Source organism: Lentzea flaviverrucosa, assembly GCF_003350445.1.
GTDB classification, from domain to species: domain Bacteria; phylum Actinomycetota; class Actinomycetes; order Mycobacteriales; family Pseudonocardiaceae; genus Lentzea; species Lentzea californiensis.
Window position 1 is genome coordinate 222,581 of record NZ_QQAU01000006.1, and the last position, 15,260, is coordinate 237,840.

General features: G+C 69.0%; 15 protein-coding genes. 5 read left to right on the forward strand and 10 right to left on the reverse strand.

Features of this window, described 5'->3' with window-relative positions:
* Positions 1-36 precede the first annotated feature (36 nt).
* The 4 genes from DFR72_RS20820 to DFR72_RS20835 all read right to left on the reverse strand — a co-directional run bounded on the left by DFR72_RS20820 (position 37) and on the right by DFR72_RS20835 (position 3,482).
* A complete protein-coding gene (locus DFR72_RS20820; protein WP_065916950.1) occupies positions 37-528 on the reverse strand; it encodes a hypothetical protein in 492 nt (163 codons plus the stop codon).
* 164 nt (positions 529-692) lie between these two features.
* Entirely contained in the window at positions 693-872 is a 180-nt protein-coding gene (locus DFR72_RS20825) for a hypothetical protein (protein ID WP_177224597.1), read from the reverse strand.
* A gap of 337 nt (positions 873-1,209) precedes the next feature.
* The gene (locus DFR72_RS20830) at positions 1,210-2,349 is read right to left on the reverse strand and encodes a CaiB/BaiF CoA transferase family protein (protein ID WP_090067614.1); all 1,140 of its coding nucleotides are present in this window, start codon (positions 2,347-2,349) and stop codon (positions 1,210-1,212) included.
* Positions 2,346-3,482 carry an acyl-CoA dehydrogenase family protein gene (locus tag DFR72_RS20835; RefSeq protein ID WP_090067612.1) on the reverse strand — a complete coding sequence of 379 codons (1,137 nt, stop codon included), beginning with the start codon at positions 3,480-3,482 and terminating at the stop codon, positions 2,346-2,348. The genes DFR72_RS20830 and DFR72_RS20835 overlap by 4 nt, the downstream gene beginning before the upstream one ends.
* A 106-nt stretch (positions 3,483-3,588) precedes the next feature.
* Here DFR72_RS20835 and DFR72_RS20840 point away from each other — a divergent pair, with 106 nt between their 5' ends.
* The 3 genes from DFR72_RS20840 to DFR72_RS20850 are packed head-to-tail and all read left to right on the forward strand — an operon-like array spanning position 3,589 to position 7,312.
* On the forward strand, positions 3,589-4,023 hold the full coding sequence (locus tag DFR72_RS20840; protein ID WP_090067610.1) for a GNAT family N-acetyltransferase: 435 nt from the start codon (positions 3,589-3,591) through the stop codon (positions 4,021-4,023).
* 55 nt (positions 4,024-4,078) lie between these two features.
* Complete coding sequence (locus tag DFR72_RS20845) at positions 4,079-5,281, forward strand: acetyl-CoA C-acetyltransferase (RefSeq protein ID WP_030476972.1); 1,203 nt, start codon at positions 4,079-4,081, stop codon at positions 5,279-5,281.
* A gap of 3 nt (positions 5,282-5,284) precedes the next feature.
* The gene (locus tag DFR72_RS20850) at positions 5,285-7,312 is read left to right on the forward strand and encodes a 3-hydroxyacyl-CoA dehydrogenase NAD-binding domain-containing protein (RefSeq protein ID WP_090067608.1); all 2,028 of its coding nucleotides are present in this window, start codon (positions 5,285-5,287) and stop codon (positions 7,310-7,312) included.
* On the opposite strand, the gene DFR72_RS20855 is transcribed toward DFR72_RS20850, so the two are convergent.
* Positions 7,309-8,259: an AraC family transcriptional regulator gene (locus tag DFR72_RS20855; RefSeq protein ID WP_090067606.1), complete on the reverse strand. Its 951-nt coding sequence runs from the start codon at positions 8,257-8,259 to the stop codon at positions 7,309-7,311. The genes DFR72_RS20850 and DFR72_RS20855 overlap by 4 nt on opposite strands.
* Before the next feature lie 213 nt (positions 8,260-8,472).
* On the reverse strand, positions 8,473-9,021 hold the full coding sequence (locus tag DFR72_RS20860; protein WP_090067605.1) for a DM13 domain-containing protein: 549 nt from the start codon (positions 9,019-9,021) through the stop codon (positions 8,473-8,475).
* A gap of 62 nt (positions 9,022-9,083) precedes the next feature.
* Here DFR72_RS20860 and DFR72_RS20865 point away from each other — a divergent pair, with 62 nt between their 5' ends.
* Positions 9,084-9,434: a hypothetical protein gene (locus DFR72_RS20865; RefSeq protein ID WP_090067603.1), complete on the forward strand. Its 351-nt coding sequence runs from the start codon at positions 9,084-9,086 to the stop codon at positions 9,432-9,434.
* A gap of 108 nt (positions 9,435-9,542) precedes the next feature.
* On the opposite strand, the gene DFR72_RS20870 is transcribed toward DFR72_RS20865, so the two are convergent.
* The 3 genes from DFR72_RS20870 to DFR72_RS20880 all read right to left on the reverse strand — a co-directional run bounded on the left by DFR72_RS20870 (position 9,543) and on the right by DFR72_RS20880 (position 12,478).
* Positions 9,543-9,938, reverse strand: coding sequence for a hypothetical protein (locus DFR72_RS20870; protein WP_090067602.1), 396 nt, complete (start codon positions 9,936-9,938; stop codon positions 9,543-9,545).
* A 414-nt stretch (positions 9,939-10,352) separates the two neighbouring features.
* The gene (locus DFR72_RS20875) at positions 10,353-11,381 is read right to left on the reverse strand and encodes a LacI family DNA-binding transcriptional regulator (protein WP_425459902.1); all 1,029 of its coding nucleotides are present in this window, start codon (positions 11,379-11,381) and stop codon (positions 10,353-10,355) included.
* The gene (locus tag DFR72_RS20880; RefSeq protein ID WP_090067600.1) at positions 11,291-12,478 is read right to left on the reverse strand and encodes a GNAT family N-acetyltransferase; all 1,188 of its coding nucleotides are present in this window, start codon (positions 12,476-12,478) and stop codon (positions 11,291-11,293) included. Before DFR72_RS20880 ends, DFR72_RS20875 begins: the two co-directional genes overlap by 91 nt.
* A gap of 72 nt (positions 12,479-12,550) precedes the next feature.
* Here DFR72_RS20880 and DFR72_RS20885 point away from each other — a divergent pair, with 72 nt between their 5' ends.
* Positions 12,551-13,750 carry an esterase-like activity of phytase family protein gene (locus DFR72_RS20885; protein WP_090067598.1) on the forward strand — a complete coding sequence of 400 codons (1,200 nt, stop codon included), beginning with the start codon at positions 12,551-12,553 and terminating at the stop codon, positions 13,748-13,750.
* Positions 13,751-13,828: 78 nt separating this feature from the next.
* Here the strand turns inward: DFR72_RS20885 and DFR72_RS20890 are convergent, their stop codons facing one another.
* Positions 13,829-15,235, reverse strand: coding sequence for a GH1 family beta-glucosidase (locus tag DFR72_RS20890; RefSeq protein WP_090067596.1), 1,407 nt, complete (start codon positions 15,233-15,235; stop codon positions 13,829-13,831).
* Positions 15,236-15,260 lie beyond the last annotated feature (25 nt).

The following is a 15,260-nucleotide window of genomic DNA, read 5'->3' on the forward strand; positions in this document are numbered from 1 at the left end:
GTTACGGGGCTCCCGCCTCCGAGAGCCCGTTTCCCACTACGCCACGCCGTCCCGGCGCTGCCTCTGCAGACGTGCGACGCACCAGGCTGCGGCAGAACCGCGGCGGAGGTGCTGGAGAACCGTCATCGGTCCCAGGCGCCGACCGAGGTCGGCAGGAGAGAGGCCGGCGGCGCGGTAGTCGAGCGCGCGCTGGTCCAACGGGCTGATGCCCGCGTCCCACCACTGCTCGGCTTCGGCGACGTCGCCCACCAGCTGCCAGTAGCTCGCCGCGGCGGCGAGCAGTGCCTCGGGTGCCTCCGGCGCCCGCTTGCGCATCGCGGCCACGTAGGCCGGATCCGCCGAGTCGACCTTGACCAAGCCACGCGGCCCGCTCCTGCCTCCCCGCTGCACGGGGATGCCTGGCGCCGAGGGGGGAGCCTCCGCGAGCCATGCGTTCTTGATCCGGTTCACCTCCTGCATCTCTGCGTCATCAGACCGTTCAGCCGCCCACTGCTGCAACAGCTCGTGGACCCCGGAGTCCTCGACCATATGTGCCTCCTCGTCGGTCGGGGATCGGCCATTGCAGCGGAAGGTATTCGGTAGGTCTGACAATCGCCAGACCCTGAATCCCCAGAACACCCGTTACCAGTGCGTGATTGGCCTCATTCCACCCATCCGGCTCAACGCAGATGGCCGAGGATCACCGGCTGTCACTAGCTCAGAGGGGTCGCCGTCCCGAAGAGGCTCCTGATGAAGGTGATGATCGACTCCGCGCCCTCCCGCAGCCAGCCGAGAGCCGTCTGGACCGCCGAAGCGGACTCTTCCGGCCGGGTGATCAGGAGGAACAGCACCAGCGCGACGCCCGCCAGCACTAGCACCTTCTTGAGGTTCACAGGTACCTCTCCGTCCGTGTGGTTCACAGGTCGGGCGGCGGACCGCCCGTGTCACCCGTCATGGTCCCTCATTCACCCTTGCGATGAACAACGACCACGCCAAACTCCTCCCAGGTTCTGCCAGCGGCGCACGCCTGCACAGCGGCCAACGTCACCCGAATGGCGGCTAAAGACGGGCGTCAACAGCGCCGATGTCCTGGGCACGAGGTGAAACACGACCCCCTCGCATCCCACAGCTTGGAAGAGAGACTGTTGCACCGGCCCTCACCCGGATGCCGATCGTCCCCCATCACGCACCGTCACGCCCTCGTGGCGTTATTAATGCGCACCCGAACATTCATCCAATTACTCCAGACCGCCGCAGTTCCATAATCCGGGCATCCGCCACACCCATGTCGGCAAGCACTTCCCCGGTGTTCGTCCCGGCCGGAACCGGAGCCGTGGGAACGGCCGCGGGAGTGCGGTCGAAACGAGGCGCCGGCGCCGGATGCCGCGAACCGGACACGTCCACGAAAGTGGAGCGCGCCTCGTTGTACGGATGCCGTGCCGCCTCGGCAGGGGTCAGCACCGGCGCCAGGCACGCGTCCGTGTCCCGCGCGAGGTCGGCCCACTCGTCCCGCGGCCGGGTCTTGACCGCCGCCGCGATGCGTTCCCGCAGCTCAGGCCAGTTCGCCGGATCGTTGCGCGAGGGTGCGTCCTCCAGGCCCAGCACCCGCACGAGGTCCGCGTAGAACTTCTCCTCCAGCGCGCCGATCGCGACGTACTTCCCGTCGGCGGCCTCGTAGACGTCGTAGAACGGCACTCCACCGTCGAGCATGTTCTCGCCGCGCCCGCCTGACCACATGCCCGCGGACCGCATCCCGTGCAGGAACGTCGTCAGCAACGCCGCCCCGTCGACCATGGCGGCGTCCACCACTTGGCCACGGCCTGAGCGCTCGCGTTCGTACAGTGCCGCGAGCACGCCGAGGGCCAGCAGCAGCCCTCCCCCGCCGAAGTCGCCGAGCAGGTTGATCGGGAACGACGGCGGCCCGCCGGCCTGGCCGAGGGGCTCCAGGGCACCCGCGACGGCGATGTAGTTGATGTCGTGGCCCGCGCGGTCGGCCAGGGGCCCGTCCTGGCCCCAGCCGGTCATGCGTCCGTACACAAGGCGCGGGTTGCGGGCGAGGCACTGCGCCGGGCCGATGCCCAGCCGTTCGGTGACGCCCGGCCGGAAGCCCTCGATCAGCACGTCCGAGCGCTCGACGAGACCCAGGACCAGCTCGGCGCCTTCCGGCTTGCGGGTGTCGATCGCGATCGAGCGCCGGCCGCGGCCGAGGAAGTCGCCGGGGATCGTCTGCACGCTCCCCGGCTTGTGCACCTGGATCACGTCCGCGCCGAGGTCGGCGAGCACCATGCAGCCGAACGGCGCGGGCGCGAGGCCGGCGAGCTCGACGACGCGAAGGCCGGCGAGAGGCCCGGTCCCAGAAGGAGTGGTCACAGGGACCTCGCGATGATTTCCTTCATGATCTCGTTCGTCCCGCCGTAGATCCGCTGCACGCGGGCGTCGGACCAGGCACGCGCGATCGGGTACTCGTTCATGTAGCCGTAGCCGCCGAACAGCTGCACGCACTCGTCGACGACCTTGCCCAGCCGGTCGCTGGCCCACCACTTCGCCATCGCCGCGGTCGGGATGTCCAGCTCGCCCTTCAGGTGCTTCTCGACGCACTCGTCGATGAACGCCCTGGTCACCGCCGCCTCCGTGGCGCACTCGGCGAGCTTGAACCGGGTGTTCTGGAACTTCATCAGCTCCTTGCCGAACGCCGTGCGCTCCTTCACGTACTCGAGCGTCACGCCCACGGCCGCCTCGATGCCCGCGATGCAGCAGACGCCGATGATCAGCCGTTCCTGCGGCAGCTGCTGCATGAGCTGGATGAACCCGAGCCCCTCGGAGTCCCCGAGGAGGTTCGAGGCGGGCACGCGGACGTCGTCGAAGAACAGCTCGGCGGTGTCCTGGCCCTTCATGCCGACCTTGTCGAGCACGCGGCCGCGCCGGATGTCGTTCTCGACGACGAGCAGCGAGATGCCCTGGGCGCCCTGCGCCGGGTCGGTCTTGGCCACGACGATCACCAGGTCGGCGTGCACGCCGTTGGTGATGAACGTCTTCGAGCCGTTGATGACGTACTCGTCGCCGTCCCTGATCGCCTTCGTCCGGATGCCCTGCAGGTCGGAGCCCGCGCCGGGCTCGGTCATCGCGATCGCGCCGACGTACTCGCCGGACGCGAGCTTGGGCAGCCAGCGCTGCTTCTGCTCCTCGGAGCCGTAGGAGTTGAGGTAGTGCGCCACGATGCCGCTGTGGACGCTGTTGCCCCACGCGCTGTCGCCGGCCCGTGCCTGCTCCTCCAGCAACACGGCCTCATGCGCGAAGGTGCCGCCACCGCCGCCGTACTCCTCCGGGATGCTCAGGCACAGCAGGCCGAGCTCACCGGCCTTTCGCCACAGTTCGCGGTCGACCTGCTTCTGCTCGGCGAAGCGCTCGACGTGCGGTGTGACCTCCTTTTCGAAGAACGTGCGTGCGAGCTGGCGCAACTGGTCCAGGTCACTGTCCATCCACCGCGATCGACGCTCTGCCATGCGGTCCACGAAACCACCGGGCGGTGATCCACGCCATGACCGCCGCGCCTGCGCAGCCCGGAAAAACTGAGCGAAATTCCCACCCCGGTCGTACAGACTGACGGGTATGCAGATCCACCAGGTCACGCCCGGCGATTGGGAGCTCTGGCGCGACACCCGCCTGGACGCATTGGCGAGCGACCCCGAGGAGTTCGGCTCCACGCTGGCCCGCGAGCAGAAGTACAGCGACGACGACTGGCGTGCGCGTGCGGCGGAGGGCCTGAAGCTCGTCGCGCTCGACCCCCGTCCGGTCGCCCTGGTCGCCGCGAGCGCGACACCCGAGGGCCTCTACCTCTACTCGATGTGGGTGCGGGACTCCCATCGCGGCCGAGGGGTCGGAGAAGTCCTGGTCAGGACGGTCCTGACGTGGGCAGTGGACGAGGGCTGGAAGATCGTGCGACTGCGCGTGTACGACCACAACGCGCCCGCGCGACGCCTCTACGGGCGACTGGGGTTCGTCGACGCCGAAGAACCCGAGCACATGGAGTTCCGGGTGAGCTAATCGGTCACCCTTCACGGTCATGGCCAGCTCTCACACGCGGGCCTAGCGTGGTGCCATGAGCGAAGCCTTGATCTTCGACGCGGTGCGCACGCCGCGCGGCAAGGGAAAGCGCGGGTCGCTGCACAGCGTCAAGCCCGTCGAACTGGCCGCCGGTGTGCTGCGCGCGCTGTCCGAACGCAACTCCCTCGACACCTCCGCGGTGGACGACGTCGTGTTCGGCGTGGTGTCCCCGCTCGGTGAGCAGGGCGGCGACATCGCCCGCACCGCGGTGCTGGCCGCCGGGTGGGACCAGCGCCCGGCCGGGGTGCAGCTCAACCGGTTCTGCGCGTCCGGCCTCGAGTCGGTGAACCTCGCCGCGGCCAAGGTCGCGTCCGGGTTCGAGGACCTGGTGGTGGCGGGCGGCGTCGAGTCGATGTCGCGCGTGCCGATGGGCTCCGACGGTGGTGCCTGGGCGATCGACCCGCAGACGAACTTCGACCTGTCGTTCGTGCCGCAGGGCGTGTCGGCCGACCTGATCGCGACGCTGGAGGGCTTCTCCCGCACGGACGTCGACGCGTGGGCCGCCCGGTCGCACGCCCGCGCGTTCGAGGCGCAGAAGGACGGCCGGTTCGAGCGGTCCGTCGTGCCGGTCGTCGACCAGAACGGCACGGTGGTGCTCAAGGAGGACGAGACGATCCGTCCCGAGTCCACCGTGGAGTCGCTGGGCCGGCTGAAGCCCAGCTTCCAGTTCCACGGCGACCTCGGCTACGACACCGTCGCGATCGACCGCTACCCCACCGTCGAGCGCATCAGCCACGTGCACACGCCCGGCAACTCGTCGCAGATCGTCGACGGCGCCGCGGCGATGCTGATCGGTTCGGCGGCGACGGGCAAGGCTCTCGGCCTGACCCCGCGCGCCCGGATCGTGTCCGTCGCCGTCGTGGGCACCGAGCCGACGATCATGCTCACCGGACCGGCTCCGTCCGCGCGCAAGGCGCTCGACAAGGCGGGGCTCTCGGTCGAGGACATCGACCTGTTCGAGGTCAACGAGGCGTTCTCGTCGGTCGTGCTGAAGTTCCTGCGGGACATGGACATCCCCGAGGACAAGGTCAACGTCAACGGCGGCGCGATCGCGCTGGGCCACCCGCTGGGCGCCACCGGCTGCATGATCCTGGGCACGCTGCTGGACGAGCTGGAGCGCCGGGACCTGCGCCGCGGGCTCGCCACGTTGTGCGTGGGCGGCGGCATGGGTATCGCGACGATCATCGAGAGGGTCTGAGGCATGCCGTTCCACTACGACAAGGACGAGGACGGCGTCGTCACCCTGACGATGGACATGTCCGGCTCCGCCAACGTGATGAACGACGAGTACCGCGAGCTGATGGGCGACGCCGTCTCCAAGCTCGAAGGCGACGACATCACCGGCGTGATCATCACGTCCGCCAAGAAGACGTTCTTCGCCGGTGGCGACCTGAACGTCCTGATCGCGATCACGCCGGAGAACGCCTCGCGGGCGCTGGAAGGCGTCGAGGAGCTCAAGTCGCAGCTGCGGCGGCTGGAGAAGCTCGGCAAGCCGGTCGTGGCGGCGATCAACGGGACCGCGCTCGGCGGCGGGTTCGAGATCGCGCTGGCCTCGCACCGCCGGATCCTGGTGAACGACAACAGCATCCGCGTCGGCCTGCCCGAGGCGACGCTGGGCCTGCTGCCCGGCGGTGGTGGCGTCACGCGCATGGTGCGCCTGCTGGGCGTGCAGAAGGCGTTGCCGTTGCTCATGGAGGGCAAGCAGCTGCGGCCGGAACGCGCGCTGCAGGCCGGAATCGTGCACCAGGTCGTGGACACGCGCGAGGAGCTGATCTCCGAGGCCCGTGCGTGGATCAAGGAGAACCCGGCGCCGTCGCAGCCGTGGGACGTGCAGGGCGCGGGCGTGCCGGACCTGAAGTTCGGCGACCCCAACAGCTACGGCCTGCTCGCGGCGGCTCCGGCCGTGCTGAGCAAGAAGTCGCACGGCGTGTACCCGGCGCCGGAGAAGATCATGGCGACGGCCGTCGAGGGTGCCTACGTCGACTTCGACACGGCGCTGAAGATCGAGGGCCGCTACTTCGTGGAACTGGCTTCCGGCCAGGTCTCCAAGAACATGATCACAGCGTTCTGGTTCAACCTCAACGAGGTCAACGGCCGTGCGTCGGCCACGGGACGACGCGTGGCCAAGCTCGGTGTGCTGGGCGCGGGCATGATGGGCGCCGGAATCGCCGAGGTGTCCGCGAAAGCGGGCATCGAGGTCGTCCTGAAGGACGTCAGCCTCGAAGGTGCCCAGAAGGGCGCTCAGGGTCTGGAAGGCATCACGCCGACCGACTCCGACGACGACCTCGCGGGCTGCGACCTGATCATCGAGGCCGTCTTCGAGAACCGCGAGCTCAAGAACAAGGTGCTGCCCGCGGCCGAGGAGAAGGCGCTGCCGGACGCGGTGATCGCGTCCAACACCTCGACGCTGCCGATCACCGGCCTCGCGTCGGCGGTCACGGCGCCGGAGCGGTTCATCGGCCTGCACTTCTTCTCGCCCGTGCCGAAGATGCGGCTCGTGGAGATCATCCGCGGCGAGAAGACGTCCGAGGAGACGCTGCAGCGCGCGCTCGACTACGTGCGGCAGATCGGCAAGACGCCGATCGTGGTCAACGACTCGCGCGGCTTCTACACCTCGCGCACGTTCGGCACGTACGTGATCGAGGCGATCACCATGCTGGCCGAGGGCGTCGCACCGGCGTTGATCGAGAACGTGGCGAAGAAGTCCGGCATGGCTGTCGGCCCGCTGGCGGTGTCGGACGAGGTGACGCTGTCGCTGCAGCTGAAGATCCACGACCAGACGCTCGCCGACGACCCGTCACTGGTGTCGGAGAGCCCGGCCTACGACCTCATCCGCGAGATGGTGTCGCTGGGCCGCAGCGGCAAGTCGACCGGCTCGGGTTTCTACGAGTACCCGGAGGGCGGCAGGAAGTTCCTGTGGCCCGAGCTCACCACCCGGTACGCGAAGGCCGACGCCGGCGTGTCCGAGCAGGACGTGCGGGACCGGCTGCTGTTCGTGCAGTCGCTGGAGACCGTGCGGTGCCTGGACGAGGGCGTGCTGACGTCCGTGGCGGACGCGAACATCGGCTCGATCTTCGGGTTCGGGTTCGCGCCGTGGAGCGGTGGCACGCTGCAGTTCATCAACTCCTACGGAGTGCAGGCGTTCGTGGAGCGCGCGGACTACCTCGCCGACACGTACGGGGAACGGTTCCGCCCGCCCGCATCACTGCGGGAGCGCGACAGGTTCTAGGCGCGGTAGGAGCCGGGTGAGGACCCGGTCCACCGCTTGAAGGCCCGGTGGAAGGCGCTCGCCTCGGAGAACCCGAGGCGCAGCGCCAACTCCTCGACCGACTCCCCGCCCCGCACCAGCGAGGCCACCGCCTGGTCGCGCAGCAGCTGCTCGCGCACCTCGCGGAACGACGTCCCCTCGGCCGCCAGCCTCCGGCGCAACGTCGGCGCCGACACCCCGAGCTGCGCCGCCACGGCCTCCAGCCCGGTCACCCCGCGCCCGAGCAGCCGCCGCACGTGGCCCGACGTGTCCGCGCCGTGGTCGCGGCGGGACAACAGGTCCGCCGGCGAGTGCCGCAGGAACCGCTTCAGCGCCGCCTCGTCCTGCACCACGGGCATGCGCAGGAACTTCGGGTCGAACGCGATCGTGGTGGCGGGCCCGCCGAACCGCAGCGGGCACCCGAAGATCAGGTGGTACTCGGCGGCGTGCGCCGGTTCCGGATAGCCGAACTCGGCCCCCTGCAACGGAATGCGGCGGCCGATGAGCCACGACGAGAAGCGGTGCCACAGCACGAGAAGCGACTCGGTGAGGAAGTGGTCGGGGTCACCGGGCACGTGGAGTGTGAAGCGGCCGCCGTCGAGCGCCAGCTCCAGCGGCTCGTCGAAGAGCGCGTAGAACGCCAGACCGCGCTTGAGCGCCGACTCGAGGTCCGGGCAGTGCACGGCGAGCAGGCACATCATCGCGAACGTGCCGCGCTTCGACGGCCGCGGCCCGAAGCCCATGAACTCGTCGTCGAGGACTTCCCAGAGCGTCTGGATGAACTTCGTGTACTGCGCGGGCGTGACGCGCGCACGGTCGTCCGCGAGGAGGCTCTGGGGGATGCCCGCACCGAGCAGGACGACGGACGGTTCCGGGCACGCGCGGAGCGCCGCGCGCACGTAGTGGATCGCCACTGTCCTGGTGTGCACGACCCACAGTAAACGCCACCGGCGGTGACGCGGCTCCGGGGAGAGTTGGAGTCGCGTCACCGCCGCAGTGGGCCCACCCAGTGAGCCGTACTCCTCGCCAACGGGGCTTCCGCACGCCCGCCGGCAAGGGACGATGTTGTGTGCGTCGACGTGGACGCTATGTGGTCTAGACCAGGAAAGTCAATGGTGAAAGGGCCGTCCGGTCTTGATGTTTCAGGCTTGTTCCAGCGGCGCGACGGCGAAGCCCGCACTGAACCTCTGACACCAGATGACGACACTCCGAATGGTGGACACATCCACACCTGCCGGAATTGCGTACACCTGGTCGCCACGATTTCCCTTCAGCTTGCCGAGACTCGTGAACCCCTGACCGAAGGTCTTCTCGGACGAGCCCGACGCGTGCGGCGAGAGGTAAACGTACAGGTCGGGGCCGTCACTGGTGTTCAACGAGGCGAACTGGACCGAATACCCGCCACCAGGCAGTTCGATGAGGCTCGCCTTGCCCGTCGTCGCGTGCTCGAGTGAGCGCCACTCACCGGCCGCGACCTCCTTCGGCGTTTTCGCAACGGGCGCGGGAGCACTCGACGCAGTCGGCTGAACGGCCGACTGCGTCGTCGACTGAACAGTGGCCGGGGGCACGATCAGCGCGTCACGAGTTTCGCGAACCGTGAACAACCGCCACGGCTGGAACAGGTACAACCCGACCCCGAGGGCGACGACCACGAAAACTGAGACGGGAATCAGGAATCGACGATGGCGCATACCGAAAATACTGGCGCAAACCGGACCGAAAAGAGCTTACGGAGTTGTTAGGGTGCCAAGCCGTGGCGACTCAGGCGAGGATCGGCCAGGCCGTGCTCGGCGTCCTGATGGTCGGGTGCGCCCTGACGGGCCTGTTCCCCAGACCCGTGCCGCTCCTCTTCGCCATCGCGGCGATGGGCACGGCCAACGCCGCGTTCCCGCTCATGCGCACGTTCGGCTCCGCACTGCTGGGCGGCGTGGCGGCAGCCTCGATCGCCCTCTCGTCGGTCCCGTTCGTCACCTGCTCCACGGAACGCTTCACCGAGGTGTTCACCTGCTCGGGTGACGCTCCGACGTGGCATTTGACCGGAACCGTGCTGGTGGCAGGCCTTTCCGGGGCCAGTTTGGTACTTGCCCGCATCACAGTTCAGTGACAGCGATCACTCAACCGGGGCCGTCAAGGAGCCGATAAGGCATCCAGGCGAGCGTTCTCCAGCCACCGGCCGAGCCGGTAATCTGCCGAAGAGCGTGATCGCCCGACTTCACACCGTGAGCATTAGGAGGACTGCTGTGCGCGCACTGTGGGCCGCAGGTGGTTCCGCCGTGCTCGGGTCAGCGTTGCTCGGCGTGCTGGTAGGCATGGCGATCCACGGAGCGTCCGGCGAAGAACCGCCGAGCAGAACCCCGGCATCCACCTGGATCTCGTCCACCCCCAGCACACCACCGAGCTCGACGGAGAGCTCGCCCGCGAACAGCAGCGCACCATCGAGCTCCACCAGCTCGCCCCCGAGCACGCAGCAACCGCAAAAGACCACCACGCCACCCCCGGCGGCGACGAACCCGGCCCAGCCCCCACCCCCGCCGGTGCAAACGACGACGCCGGCGCCGTCCTCGTCGGGCTGGCCGTGCAGCCCGTTGAACCCGCTTCCGCCGCCCACCTGCAAGAACCTGGGCAACTAGCGGGTCGGAGCAGGCTCGCGCAGGGGTCCCCTCGGGTTTGGGACCCCCCGCGTCCCAAGGTAGCGGCGAGGTCTGACAGTCCTAAGAGACGAGGCAGCGGCGACCGACAGAAGTCGGGCCGCGATGCGGCTGGACGGAACCGGAACCGCGGAGGCTTGCAGACCGCGACCACACGCGATGCCGCAGGCGAACAGTCATTCCAAGCGATGCCGCAGGCGAGCAGTCATTCCTCATGGGAGCCACGACCAACGCAACAGCAAGCCGCCCGCAAGGCAACCACCCACCCGGCCGGGTCTCGCAAGGCAACGCCCGCAACCCAATCACCTACGGATGCCAAACAGGCGGCCGCCAACGAAGCAGGGGGACGACCTACGAAACAGGCGCGCCCAAACTCAGGCAGACTCGCGCCGCACCAACACGGTGGGCAACATCTGCTGCTTCCGCTTCACGGTCTCGTCCCGAAGCAGCTTCACCAGGTGCTCGACCATCACCTTGACCTGCTCGTCAGAATCCTGCCGAACCGAGGTCAACGGCGGCGAGGTGTGCTCGGCGATGGCCACGTGATCGTCGAACCCGACCACGGCGACATCCTCGGGAACCCGCTTCCCAGCCTCGTTCAGCGTCTCCAACGCCCCAGCCGCCATCAGGTCGGAGGCGACGAACACCGCGTCGAGCGCAGGCACCCGCGCCAGCAACGAGGACATGGCCTTGCGCCCACCTTCGCGGGTGAACCCACCGTCCTCGGTGAGCCGAGCCAATCCCTTGTCGTCCAGCGACATGGCCGACTTGAACCCGTTCAGACGGTCTATGGCGGACAGTTCGTCCAAGGGTCCGGAGACGTGGACGATCTTCTTGCGGCCGAGGGACTTCAGGTGCTCGGTGGCGAGCACGGCGCCGCCCTCGTTGTCGTTGTCCACGAGGTGCATGCCCCGCAACGACCCCCACGGCTTGCCGGCGTACACGACCGGCAGCGGCAGCTTCTTCACGATCGAGACCAGCTCGTCGTTGCGGTGCGGTGCGAACACCAGGGCACCGTCGACGTGACCGCCGGCCAGGAAGCGGTGCGCCCGGATCTGGTCGTCCAGCGAGTGCACCAGCATGAGGACCATCTGCACGTCGACGTCGGCCAGGGCCCGTGCCCCCGCACGGATCAGGCGCGCGAAGTGCGGGTCGTCGAAGATCTTGGGCTCCGGCTCGGAGAACAGCACGGCCACGGCGCCTGTGCGGCGGGTGACCAACGCTCGCGCGGCGCGGTTGGGCTGGTAGCCCAGCGCCGTCACCGCGGCGTTGACCGCTTCCAGGGCCTCCGGGCTGACGCGCGGTGACGCGTTCAGCACCCGTGACGCTGTCGCGCGGGAAACCCCTGCCCTCGCGGCAACGTCTTCCAACGTCGGACGCGCGTGGTTGGACACGAGCACCACCACTCCTCGATGAAAACCTTTGATCCGCTAAGCAGCTTAGCCCCAAAGGATCTCCGAGGAGGGTTTCCGCGCTGTTCATCGTGTTTTTCGGCGACCTCCGCGGCTTCCGGCGTCTTCAGGGCACGCACGCGAGGCGTGATCGAAACTCGGAGCAGGCCGTCCTCGCGGCGTGTCGTGGTGGCGAGGCCGGCGCGTGCGGCGGTGCGAACCAGGGCGGTTTCGGAAGGCAGGCACCACGCGACGAGTTCCGTGAACCCGGCCGCGCGGGCGTCCGAGGCCAGGGCTGCGAGCAGGGCCGCGCCCACGCCTCGGCGCTGCCAGGCGTCCTCGACCAGCAACGAGATCTCGGCGCAGTCCGGTGTGCCGGTGTGGATGAGCTGTCCCAGTGCCACGACCTGGTCGCCGCACTGGGCGAGGACCGTGGTGCCGCGCGGCGGGTTGAGCAGGCGGTGCAGCCAGCGGCGGGGCACGGTGCGCATGCCCGAGTGGTAGCGGTTGAACATCGTCCTCATCGAACAGCGGGAGTGCAGGGCGGCGACGGCGTCCTCGTCCACGTCGGACCCCGGACGCAGGACCAGTGCCGCGCCGTCGTCGCTGAGCACCGCGCGCATCGAGGGCGCCGGCGCGTCCACGAGGTCGAGCAACGCCTGCGCGCGCGTGAGTTCGACCTGGGTGAACGGGGCCCAGCCCCGCCGGGCCACCCACTCTCCCAGCTGGACCTGGCCGTCGGCGGCCTCGCCGACCGTCACGGAGTCGGCGGCCAGCACCTGGCGGAGTGCGTCGCCGGTCTGCTCCGGGTCGGTGAGGGCCATGCGTGCGGCGCGCAGCACGGCGGTCGGCTCGTCGACGAGGTCGCGCAGGTCGGCCCGGGTGATGCCGACGCGCTTGCCTCCCTCGCTGCGCACCGCCTCGACGAGGTCCGCGGGGAGCACGCCGGGAGCCGCCCGCACGACGATCTCGTCGAGCACCCCGCCAGGCACGGGGATCACGTGCAGCGCGAGGACGTTGCAGTCGGCGGCGGCCAGCCGGACGGTGACGCGCGCGAGCGCGCCGGGGCTGTCGCTGAGTTCGAAGCGCAGGCGCCAGGTCGTCGTCATGACGTCAAGAGTTCATGGAACTTGTTGCCGCGAGGCGAACCACGGGTAAAACGCTCGTCATAGGGTCGCCGCATGAGGAGAACACTGGCCGTAGGCCTCACTTTGCTCACCGTCACGGCACTGGCCACGCCCACCACCGCCGCTCCCGGAGCCTCCGGTCAGAAGCCTCCCCGGCAGGCCACGCTGACGAACTTCGCCTTCCTCCCGGCGGAGACCTACCTGCCCGGCAGCGAACCGAGCGGCGCGGCACTGGGGACGGCCCCGGTCAACGGGGTCACGCCGCCGTTCGCGGACCAGCCGATCCAGGGCTTCAGCGGTCTCGTCCGCAACAGCGACGGCACGTTCGACGCCATCTCCGACAACGGCTACGGCACCAAGGCCAACAGCGCGGACTTCCTGCTGCGCATCCACCGCATCGCGCCGGACTTCGCGAAGAACACCGTCGACGTGCTCGGCGGCGTCACGCTGACCGACCCGAACGGCCACATCCCGTTCCCGCTGACCAGGCAGGACCGGGTGATCACCGGCGCCGACATCGACGTCGAGTCGGTCACCCGAGGCGCCGACGGCACGTACTGGATGGGCGACGAGTTCGGCCCGTACCTGCTGCACTTCGACCGCGCCGGCCGCCTGATGGCACCACCCGCGCCGCTGCCGGGCGTGCGCGCTCCGGAGAACCCCGCGGGCAACCCGAACCTGGGCGGCAGCAAGGGCTTCGAGGGCATCACGCTCTCGCCGGACGGCAAGAGGATCAACGCGCTGCTGGAGGGCACCGTCGCCGGTGACACGCCGGGCACGCTGCGCCTCAACGAGTTCGACATCGCGTCCAACAGCTTCACCGGCAGGACCTGGCGCTACCAGCTGGAGGACCCGAACTTCGCCATCGGCGACGCCATCGCGGTCGACGACAACCGGCTGCTGATCATCGAGCGGGACAGCGCCCAGGGTGCCGACGCGATCGTCAAGCGCGTCTACCTCGCCGACAAGCGCGACAGGAACTCCGACGGCAAGCTCGACAAGACGATGGTCGCCGACCTGCTGAACCTCGCCAACCCGAAGCACGTCGGCGGGCAGGCGGACCCGTTCGAGTTCCCGTTCGTCACGATCGAGGACGTCACGATCCTCGACGACCGCACGATCGCGGTGCTCAACGACAACAACTTCCCGTCGTCGTCGGGCCGCACGCCGGGCAAGCCGGACAACAACGAGTTCATCACCATCAGGCTCGGGGAGAACCTGCACGCCGATCCCAGGGTCCTGCGCAGGCGCTGACACAAGAGAGCGCTCTCACCTGTGGACACGAGTATCCGCAGGTGAGAGCGCCAAGGCCCCCTCGGCCCGTCCTGTGCGCTAAACGGTGTAACCGTGCGCGGGGAGCCCGTTCTGCCCGATGATCCGGGACAGCGTGGCCGCGCTCTCCTTGACCGTGCGCTGCTGCGTCTCGAAGTCGACGTGCACGATCCCGAACCGCTGCGAGTACCCGGCCGCCCACTCGAAGTTGTCGAGCAGCGACCACGCCAGGTAGCCGCGGATGTCGGCGCCCTCGGAGATCGCCCTGTGCACCGCGCGCACGTGGTCCACCAGGTACTTCGTCCGCTGGACGTCGTACACGCGACCCGCCGGGTCGACGACGTCCGGGAACGCGGACCCGTTCTCCGTGACCACCAGCGGCACCCCCGCCGTGTCCCGGGACAGGCGCACCAGCAGTTCGGTGAACGCGTCGGCGTTCTGCTCCCACCCGAAGCCGGTGAGCTCGCCCTGCGGCGGCTGGATCGACACACCGCGCAGGCCCGCGTGCGGACCGGCTGGCACGAAGTCCGGGTCGGCCGGCGCGACGCGGGTCGGGTTGTAGTAGTTCACGCCGATCCAGTCGACCGGGGTCGCGATGGTCTCCATGTCCCCGTCGCGGACCACGTTCGTCCAGTCACCCAGCCACGTCGTGTCCTGCAGGACGTCGAGCGGGTAGCCCTTGCCGAGGACCGGGTCGAGCAGGATGCGGTTCTGCAGGCCGTCGACCTTGCGGACGGCCTCCGCGTCGTCGCCCCAGATCGTGCTGAAGTTGAGCACGATCGACAGCCGGTGCGACTCCGGTGCCTGCGCGCGCAACGCCTGCGTGGCGAGCCCGTGGGCCAGCAGCAGGTGGTGCGCCGCCTCCAGGGACGCGACCGCGTCGGTGATGCCCGGCGCGTGGATCCCGTTGCCGTAGCCCAGGAACGCCGAGACCCACGGCTCGTTCAGCGTGGTCCAGGCCTGCACCCGGTCGCCGAGCCGTTCGTGCACGATGGCCGCGTACTCGGCGAAGCGGTAGGCGGTGTCGCGGTTGCGCCAGCCGCCGAAGTCCTCCAGAACCTGTGGCAGGTCCCAGTGGTACAGCGTGGCGAGCGGCTGGATGTCCTTCTCCAGCAGCGAGTCCACCAGCCGGTCGTAGAACGCGAGCCCGCGCTCCTCGACCTGGCCGCTGCCGCTGGGCTGGATCCGGGGCCACGCGACGGAGAACCGGTACGAGGCCAGGCCGAGGGACTCCATCAGGTCCACATCGGACTGGTACCGGTGGTAGTGGTCGCAGGCGGGGTCGCCCGTGTCACCGGCCAGCACCTTGCCGGGCGTCGCGGCGAACGTGTCCCAGATCGACGCGCCACGACCGTCCGCCGTGGTCGCGCCTTCGATCTGGAACGCCGCGGTCGCCGCTCCCCAGAGGAAGTCCGGCGGGAAGGTCAGCACCTCCTGCCCGACCTCGACGTCCGAGTCGGTCGTCATACATTCACATCCTTGTGGCTTGAGC

Coding starts and splice junctions, on each gene's coding strand:
- DFR72_RS20820 (WP_065916950.1), bottom strand. CDS start 528: ATGGTCGAGGACTCCGGGGTCCACGAGCTGTTGCAGCAGTGGGCGGCT.
- DFR72_RS20835 (WP_090067612.1), bottom strand. CDS start 3,482: ATGGCAGAGCGTCGATCGCGGTGGATGGACAGTGACCTGGACCAGTTG.
- DFR72_RS20840 (WP_090067610.1), top strand. CDS start 3,589: ATGCAGATCCACCAGGTCACGCCCGGCGATTGGGAGCTCTGGCGCGAC.
- DFR72_RS20845 (WP_030476972.1), top strand. CDS start 4,079: ATGAGCGAAGCCTTGATCTTCGACGCGGTGCGCACGCCGCGCGGCAAG.
- DFR72_RS20850 (WP_090067608.1), top strand. CDS start 5,285: ATGCCGTTCCACTACGACAAGGACGAGGACGGCGTCGTCACCCTGACG.
- DFR72_RS20860 (WP_090067605.1), bottom strand. CDS start 9,021: ATGCGCCATCGTCGATTCCTGATTCCCGTCTCAGTTTTCGTGGTCGTC.
- DFR72_RS20880 (WP_090067600.1), bottom strand. CDS start 12,478: ATGACGACGACCTGGCGCCTGCGCTTCGAACTCAGCGACAGCCCCGGC.
- DFR72_RS20885 (WP_090067598.1), top strand. CDS start 12,551: ATGAGGAGAACACTGGCCGTAGGCCTCACTTTGCTCACCGTCACGGCA.
- DFR72_RS20890 (WP_090067596.1), bottom strand. CDS start 15,235: ATGACGACCGACTCGGACGTCGAGGTCGGGCAGGAGGTGCTGACCTTC.